This is a genomic window from Mesorhizobium sp. M6A.T.Cr.TU.017.01.1.1 (assembly GCF_004023115.1).
Taxonomy (GTDB): Bacteria; Pseudomonadota; Alphaproteobacteria; order Rhizobiales; family Rhizobiaceae; genus Mesorhizobium; species Mesorhizobium mediterraneum.
In genome coordinates this window covers 1-7,387 of record NZ_RZTA01000185.1, presented here as the reverse complement: position 1 = coordinate 7,387, position 7,387 = coordinate 1, and the positions used below count along the sequence as shown (strand labels likewise).

Sequence of the window (7,387 nt, the reverse complement as noted above, 5' to 3'; positions counted from 1 at the left end):
GCCAAGTGGAGTCACTTGGCGTCGCAGAAATGCGGCTAAATCAAACAGATAGATCCGGATGCTCAGCTCAATTTGAACGTATCCCGCTCGCGGATCCGGGCGACGGTCTAACTCGCATCCGCTGACTGGCGCAGCGCCTCTGTCTCCGCCATCTGAATGCCCATTTCGACAAACGCGGAAAGAACTGAAAAGCGATCCTCCAGTGCAACGCGTGCCAGTCCGGCCAGAACCCCCGCACTCACAGCGCGGGCGGCTGTCGGCAAGGCCGATAGCGCTGGCGCCTCCATAGCTGAACCGTTGCCATGCCGTCCTGCAGCCAGGGCAATCCAGGCAGCCGGCGTTGTTGGCGGCATCGCCGCAGCCTTGCTCACTTCCGGGCGATGGTGAGGGCTATCCGGTTCGCTGACCCAGTCACGAACAAGCGCGAGCAACTCCTGATCCCTGTGGTCGAGCAGAACGGTGAGATGGCTCAGGCACTCATGGGCCCACCACACCGCAGCCCGCTCGGGAAGGAGATAGGCACAGAACGTAATCGCCTCCTCGGGCACGCGCCCGGCAAGGAGGGCGCGGCAAAATTCGATTGAAGGCTGTTCGGTCGGACGTGCCACCATGTCCCTGGCAACAGCGGGGTAGGCCATGAAAAGGTCCCGTGCCGTTTTGAATCGAAGCTCATTGGCCATGGCCGCCACGCTTTTATCGGGGAATAATCGACACTGAAGCCCTGGACAGGGTGCGGGTCAAGTCTCAGTCCGTAGCAAGATGCAAATGCCGTCCACTCCCCGTATGCTTGACGTTTATTGACAGACAATCGCTTCGGAATTTGGTATACTCCACAGCCGAAAAAATCGGATGTTCAAGATAGGAGTAACCGTTATGCAGTTGGGCAGTTTAGCCTTCGTGTTGACGGTCGCGCTTTTTTCGACCCACGCTTCCGCTGATCCACTTCAGAAGTCAGAAGACATCGTGAAGTTTTTTTCCGGGGCGAGCGAGTTCGGCCCGGCGCGTGGAATCTGCGTCGGCACCGAAGACGAGTGCAAGGGCAAGAAGAAAGAAGCGCCGGCCGAAAAAACCAGCCTTGATATGCTGATCAATTTCGGCCTGGATTCTGCCGAACTCGACGCGACTGCGCGTGCGGAACTCGACGAGTTCGCCAAGGCGCTGAAGGACAGCCGACTGAGCGCCCTCGACTTCGTTGTTGAAGGTTACACCGATGCATCCGGCTCAGCTCACTACAACGAGGGGCTGTCGGAACGAAGAGCCCGATCAGTAACAACCTTCCTGACCTCTAACGGCATCGACGCTGCCCGCATCAAAGCGACAGGCTTGGGCGAAACGAACCCGCGCAATCCCAACCCATACGATCCGGTAAACCGCCGGGTGGAGATGCGGATAAGGACTGAGTAGGGCTGGTACGCCAAGGCACGGCTCACGTCGACAGACTTGAAACGCTGGCTCGTCAGTTGTTGTTGAGCACGCCGCCCACAGCCACACCTGTGCCGAAAATCAGCGCCTTGGTCAGGAAGTCGTTGTTGTCCGGCGGCGGTGGATTGTCCTGTCGAACCACCTCGCGGTTGCGCCTCTTCTGAACGACCTGCTGCCTGCGCGGCTTCTGTGCCACCACCGACTTTTTTGTGCGGGCCTTCTGTGCCACCGGCTTTTGTGTGCGGACCTGCTGCACCTGTTTTTTCGGCTGTGCTGCACGAGCCTGATCGGCAGCGTATCTGGCGCGCACCGACTCCATCATTGGATCCGTCTGGATCACCAGGAACGCCAGTTGCTCGCGTGTCAAAAAATTGGTCTGCGGTAGACCATTCTTCGCTTGCCAGATGCCGATCGCCTGGCGGGTCTTTGGACCTATGTTTCCATCGATGCGGCCAAGCTCGTTGCCCAAGGCTTCGATGCGCAACTGCAGATCGATACGGCCCTGGCGATCGAGACCGATCGCACTTTCCGTCAACTCGGTGCCCGGGGCCTGCTTCACCTCATCCGAAACGCCAACCGAGGTGCGAACGGCTGAGCCGGAATTTGCGTTCGCTTCGTCCTCATCGACTGCCGCCACCTGCCGATCTTCGGCTTTCGGTTCGTTCAACTGATCGATGTTCAGCCGTGCCACCGTGGCGAAGCGGCCATTTGGAAACTGTTCGAGATAGGCTTCGTAGAACGGAATGGTATTGCGCTTGGAAGCTTCATCCCACAGACGCTGCTCCACCTCCCAGGAAGGAGGCTCACTGGTCACCGGGGCAGGAGCCGGTGTCGCTGCGGTGCCGGATGCGCCAGCGACAGGTTTTGTGGCAGGCGCCGCTTCCGCTACGGACTGTCCCAGGAAGACCTCGCGTCCCAGTGATGCGTTGTGCCAAGGTCTCTGGCGACCTTGTGTCGTTTCGGTTACCTGGCCGCGCACACGCGTCAGCGCGCTCTGGATTTCAACGCCGGGTTCAGTCAGATGCCTGGCGAGTGCAGTGGAGTAAGGACTGTTGACACCGTTGCCGTCGAAAGCGATGGCGCCTGGATCGGTTGCATACGCAATCAGGATTCCGCCGGTTCCAACGCCGTCCGATTTTGCGTCGATTGGCGCCAGACCGGAGCCAAACGAGGCGGAACGGCTCTTCGGCATAGAGGCGGCCAGCGTCCTTGCCAGTGGATTGTCGCGGCAGGCATCGAGGATAATGACGCCGATCGCCGGCTCGGGCGGTAACGCCGCCATGAAGTCATCGATCTGGATTGTGCGGGTCTTGAGATAAGCGGGCGATGTCAGCTCGGCGTCTACCGGAATCAGAAAATTCCTGCCGTCGACCTGCATGCCGTGCCCGGCATAAAAAATGACGGCGAGGTCGGCGTCGTAGGATTGCTCAGTAAACCGGCTGATAAGGCTGTGCATGCCTGCATTGTCTTGATCGACCCCCTCGATCACTTGGAAGCCGGCATTGCGCAGCGTGGAAGCGATGAGATGCGCATCGTTGGCGGGATTGGGCAATGCAACGGCATGCACGTATTTGCTGTTGCCGATGACCAGCGCCACGCGTTTGGCATCAGGCGCAGCAGCCTCGGCGCCAAGCGACGCGATGATAAGTAGGATAAACCCGCTCAGAAAGACGGCAAATGCTTTCATCGTCCAGCCCTCCGCCCCGCATGGGCGCACTATTGATGTCTGCGCATGCTAAATTCATCAGCGACATAATATGCCAAATGGCTCTTGGGCGTATGTGATCTCGACCACAGTTTTGGTTCACAAAGGGCCCTAAAAAAGTTGGCCATAGTAACACTTGGCAACAGGAACACCAATGGTCTAACGGCGAACTCGCACGCCGCGAGAAGCAGGTTCAAAGGGTATTCTGCGTCGGGCTTAGGAGGGCTGTGATCGCCTGCTTGTACTTTTCGAACTCCGGCGATGTCTGCCGGACTTCTGTCGTTGTCGTTGTCTGTTGACTCACCTCGGTCGTCGCCGGGCTCAGCTTCCTGCCCATTTTCCTTTCGGCCCAGCCCACGACATAGCTGGCAGTCTTGCCAGTGAGGAACCGATTGGCTTGAATGACGGCCGACCCGAGCACCGCGCTCAATTGCGCCGAACCCGGCGACGACAACACTTGATGGGCGCCTTCCATTCCCAGGAAATGACAGAGATAGAGCCGGCCGGCTGTGATCTGGTGGCCGCGCGCGCGAAGATAGGCTTCGCCCTCGCGCGCAAGATTGCTGACCATCTCGCGCGAGATGGTGGCGTCGAAACGCAGAGCGAGCAGGTCGGCGGTTGACAGTGTCCGCGCAAGTTCGGGGCGATAGGTGTTCATCATCCTGATCCAGGTCTTCGTTATGAACTGACCGGCGCCGGTTGCCGAAGAATTTGGATTCTTGGCGCGGGCACTGCCGCCACTTTCGACTTGAACGATACGGTCGGTCAGTGTTTCGACAGCAGAAGCGTCCGTCGCGATTGCCGTAACCGTACCCAAGGGATTGATCGCCTCGCCATTGCGATAGAGTTCGAAATGCAGGTGCGGCCCAGTCGAAAGACCAGTCGTGCCGATGTAACCAATGATATCGCCTGCCTTCACCTTCGCGCCGACACCGCCCTTGACCGCGAATTTCTGCATATGCGCATAGCGCGTCTCGCGCGCGCTTCCGTGCGAAATCTTCACCAGATTGCCGTAACCTCCGCCATCGCCCTGAAAGACGATTTCGCCGTCGAAGGCGGCTGCAATAGGCGTACCCAGAGGCGCCGCCCAATCCACACCCTTGTGGATGCGAACGGTGCCGAGGATCGGGTGCTTGCGTGGGCCGAAGGTGGACGTCATGACCCCGTTGACCGGGGTGACCATGCCGTTGGTGACTGTCAGCGAGCGAACCTGATCGTCGCCGCTAACGCATGCAAACTGGCCGTCGGTCTGCTGGAACACGAAACAGTCGAGGCTTTTTTCGCTGCCTTGGACGCCAACATATAGCACCCGTCCGGCCGTCTCTTCCTTGCCACGCGGCCTTTGCGAATAGATCAGGACCAGACGCTGGTCTTCGCTGGCGAAGGCATCCAGATCCTGTCCTCTCGAGAGGTACATGATCGCTTCTCCGATCACGCCGGTGGGGACTTTATTGCGTGCTGCTGTCGAGTAGATTGCGTCGAGTAGTCGGTATTGCCTTTTGTGGGTGCCTTGTGCCTGTGCGCCCGAGTAGTTGAACAGATCTTCGCGGACCCAGGGGTCGACACCAGACACAAACGCACCAGCGTCATTGCGCGTCAGCGTACCGACAAATACGTTCTTGGCGTAGATCGAAACCTGCATGAGGGACATGGTTGTCGTCTCGCGCGTCGGCCTGAAACCGCGCATCGCGACGACATGACCTGGCTCAAGGCTTTCCCGATTGAAAAGCGCCTTCAAGGCTTCGCCTGCCAGCTTGGCGTCCTCGGCGGAGAAATGTGCATCCAGGGCAACGCTGTCCAAGCTGCGGTCGTTGAGAATCTTTACGAACGTGTCCTCGGTAGCCTCATATCGCTGATATTCGCTGGTGACATTTGCAACGCTTGTGTTGTTTTCGATCTGGGTTTTCTGGAACGCGGGAAGGGCTGCCTCGCCTGCATCGATTGTTTCGCCCCAACCTGCTTCGGGGTCATCGGCGTCCACCTGCGGGTCCGAAGCAACCGGAGCCTCGTTTAGAACGGGCGGTGGCTGAAGGTCGTTTTGCAGATCGTTGGATGGCGCCGCCGCAGTCTGTCGCTGTGCCTGGAAGAATGCGAAATCTTCTTGCGTGGAGGGTATCGTTGTCATGAATTTTTCGCTGGCGCTAAGCATCACGTCGGACAGAATTTCAATCTGGGGAGAAACTCCAGCCTGATCGAGTTCTGCGGGGCGCGGGATCACTTGGCTTTTTGTGGCGGCGCCGGTGTCGGGCGCAAGGGTGATCCACATCGGATCGCCTGCGAGATCGATGATGGCAGGCACATAGACCGATGCATCGGCTGGCACATCGTCGGTTCCCTCGACCGCGTGCAACTCCTCGTCTTCATCGCCGAACGACCAATGGTCCGCGGTGAGATAGAAGCCGGCAGCGATCGACAACAGGACAATCACAGCAAGACCGGCAAGGAGTCTGCGCCAGAGCCTGCGTCTGCGCAGGGCGGCGCGCGCCTGCCTTTTCAACCTGAAACTTGTGTCGATACTGTGCGTCACGGATTGCTTCCGGTCAGGAAAAAGGTCCACCGCACCTGTTCGAGCGTATCGACTTCGAGAAATCGTGCGGCGATATGGCCGCGCTGCCAGCATTCATCGATGCCGCGTATCGAGAAGCGCCGCCGGTCGATGCACATTTCGGTCGACCCGGTCAGGGTCGCATGACCAAAGACGTCCGTCGCATAGATGTAAATGTAGCGGTTCGTGAGCTCCTCGCGGATGACGTTCACGCACTGATTTGCACCGATGGTCCACCAGCCGTCGGTCTGGTCCGCATTGTCGACCTTTTGGCCGACGGCGAGATTGACGACGTCGAGCGTCTGATTGCAGACGGTGAATTCGGCGCGCGCTTCGTGGGACGACAGGACAGCAAGCAATATCGCCCCCGACACGACCGTGAGTTTGGTACGGCTTTTCAGGGCAAGCAGGCCGCGAAGCCAGTCACGCTGATTGTTGGGCGGGACAGCGGTCAGGAAGGAAAAACGCGAGCGGCGGAGGTCCATCGGCGTCCATGCTACCCGCCGAGCCGGAAGTACTTTGCAGTCGCGGAGAACTCAGATCGGTTAGTCTCGATCTCTTCGAGAATCTTGGGCAACAGCAGCGCGGCTGGTGTTGGCGCGGAGAACGCCGCAGCTTGGATATCCTGTGGACCGGTGATGACCATTATGATCTGCGGCACGACCTTGCCGGCCGCCTTGTCGGCTGCGCCGAGATCGATCGGAATGTTGAAGGTGGCCTTGTCCGCTTGCGCCAAGATACGATCGTCGAGGTTGAATGCCATGCCCCTGTGGTCGATCAGCAGCACGCTGGAAATGAGGCCGCCATGCGTCACCAGCGTGCCGCCGATCGGCGAACCGCTCGGTACCCTCGTCCGATCGAGAACAAGCTGCGGCTTGTCAGCCGCCATCTGGTCCAGAAAGCGCAGAAAGTTGGTGACTTCGCATTGAGCCGGTTCAATGAGGCGGACGCTGATGTCCGGTTCGACATGGAATCTCGCCTGGAAATCGGACATCATTTGCTCGAATGGCGGGACCCCAGTGCCCAATCCTTCGATCTCGACGGCGGTTTCGGTTGCCGACGTCAACGTCGCATAGAAACAGTCGCCGCCGTTGAAGTCGCGCACCCAGGAGACCCGTTGCGCAGCGTTGTCGAGGACATTTTTCGGCGGTCGTCCTAGTTCCGGTTTCGGGACGTTCAAGGCGACGGTGGATTCGGGCACCCGCGCGGCCGCCTTGGACTCGGCCGGCTGGTTGGCCGGTTGCTCGGGCTTCCGGCTCTCCATCACGTCGGGCTGGACCGCGGGGGGCGGCGAGGCTTTCTCGGCCGGCGGCACTGGCGCGATCTGGGCTAGCGGCGGAGCCGCTTGCTGGCTGTCGCTGATCACGGTGTCCGGCTGAATTGCCGGCGATGGCTTTTCGGCTGTCGCTTGTGCCTCGGCTGCCGACGGCTCCAGGGTTTCCTCGGTTGGTGAGGGGACTTCGGCGGGCTGTGTCGGCTCCAACCTTTGATCCGCCGCGGCATCTGCCTGACTTTCAGCTGGCGGCTTCGTCTCGGCTGCCGACGGCTCCAAGGTTTCCTCGGTTGGTGAGGGGACTTCGGCGGGCTGTGTCGGCTCCGGCATTTGATCCGCTGCGGTATCTGTCTGATTGTCAGCTAACGGCCGCGTGTCGGCTGCCGACGGCTCCAAGGTTTCCTCGGTCGGCGAGGGGACTTCGGCGTGCTGTGTCGGCTCC

Annotated in this window: 5 protein-coding genes and 1 pseudogene; 1 reads left to right on the top strand and 5 read right to left on the bottom strand. The window is 59.8% G+C overall.

What is annotated here, in order from left to right; all coding sequences use genetic code 11:
- Positions 1–107: 107 nt before the first annotated feature.
- Positions 108–680 (bottom strand): hypothetical protein, encoded by a 573-nt coding sequence (locus EOB36_RS32275; protein ID WP_095486610.1) that lies wholly within the window; start codon positions 678–680, stop codon positions 108–110.
- A gap of 193 nt (positions 681–873) precedes the next feature.
- Between EOB36_RS32275 and EOB36_RS32270 the strand changes: the two genes are divergently transcribed.
- Positions 874–1,404, top strand: a complete 531-nt coding sequence (locus tag EOB36_RS32270; RefSeq protein ID WP_095486408.1) for an OmpA family protein — start codon at positions 874–876, stop codon at positions 1,402–1,404.
- A 52-nt stretch (positions 1,405–1,456) separates the two neighbouring features.
- On the opposite strand, the gene EOB36_RS32265 is transcribed toward EOB36_RS32270, so the two are convergent.
- The 4 genes and pseudogenes from EOB36_RS32265 to EOB36_RS32250 all read right to left on the bottom strand — a co-directional run.
- Complete coding sequence (locus EOB36_RS32265) at positions 1,457–3,109, bottom strand: caspase family protein (RefSeq protein WP_128286478.1); 1,653 nt, start codon at positions 3,107–3,109, stop codon at positions 1,457–1,459.
- A gap of 211 nt (positions 3,110–3,320) precedes the next feature.
- Complete coding sequence (locus EOB36_RS32260; RefSeq protein WP_095486410.1) at positions 3,321–5,654, bottom strand: M23 family metallopeptidase; 2,334 nt, start codon at positions 5,652–5,654, stop codon at positions 3,321–3,323.
- Positions 5,651–6,157: a DUF1036 domain-containing protein gene (locus EOB36_RS32255; RefSeq protein ID WP_245467959.1), complete on the bottom strand. Its 507-nt coding sequence runs from the start codon at positions 6,155–6,157 to the stop codon at positions 5,651–5,653. Before EOB36_RS32255 ends, EOB36_RS32260 begins: the two co-directional genes overlap by 4 nt.
- 11 nt (positions 6,158–6,168) lie before the next feature.
- A pseudogene (locus EOB36_RS32250) lies at positions 6,169–7,387 on the bottom strand (serine/threonine protein kinase); the annotation flags it as partial.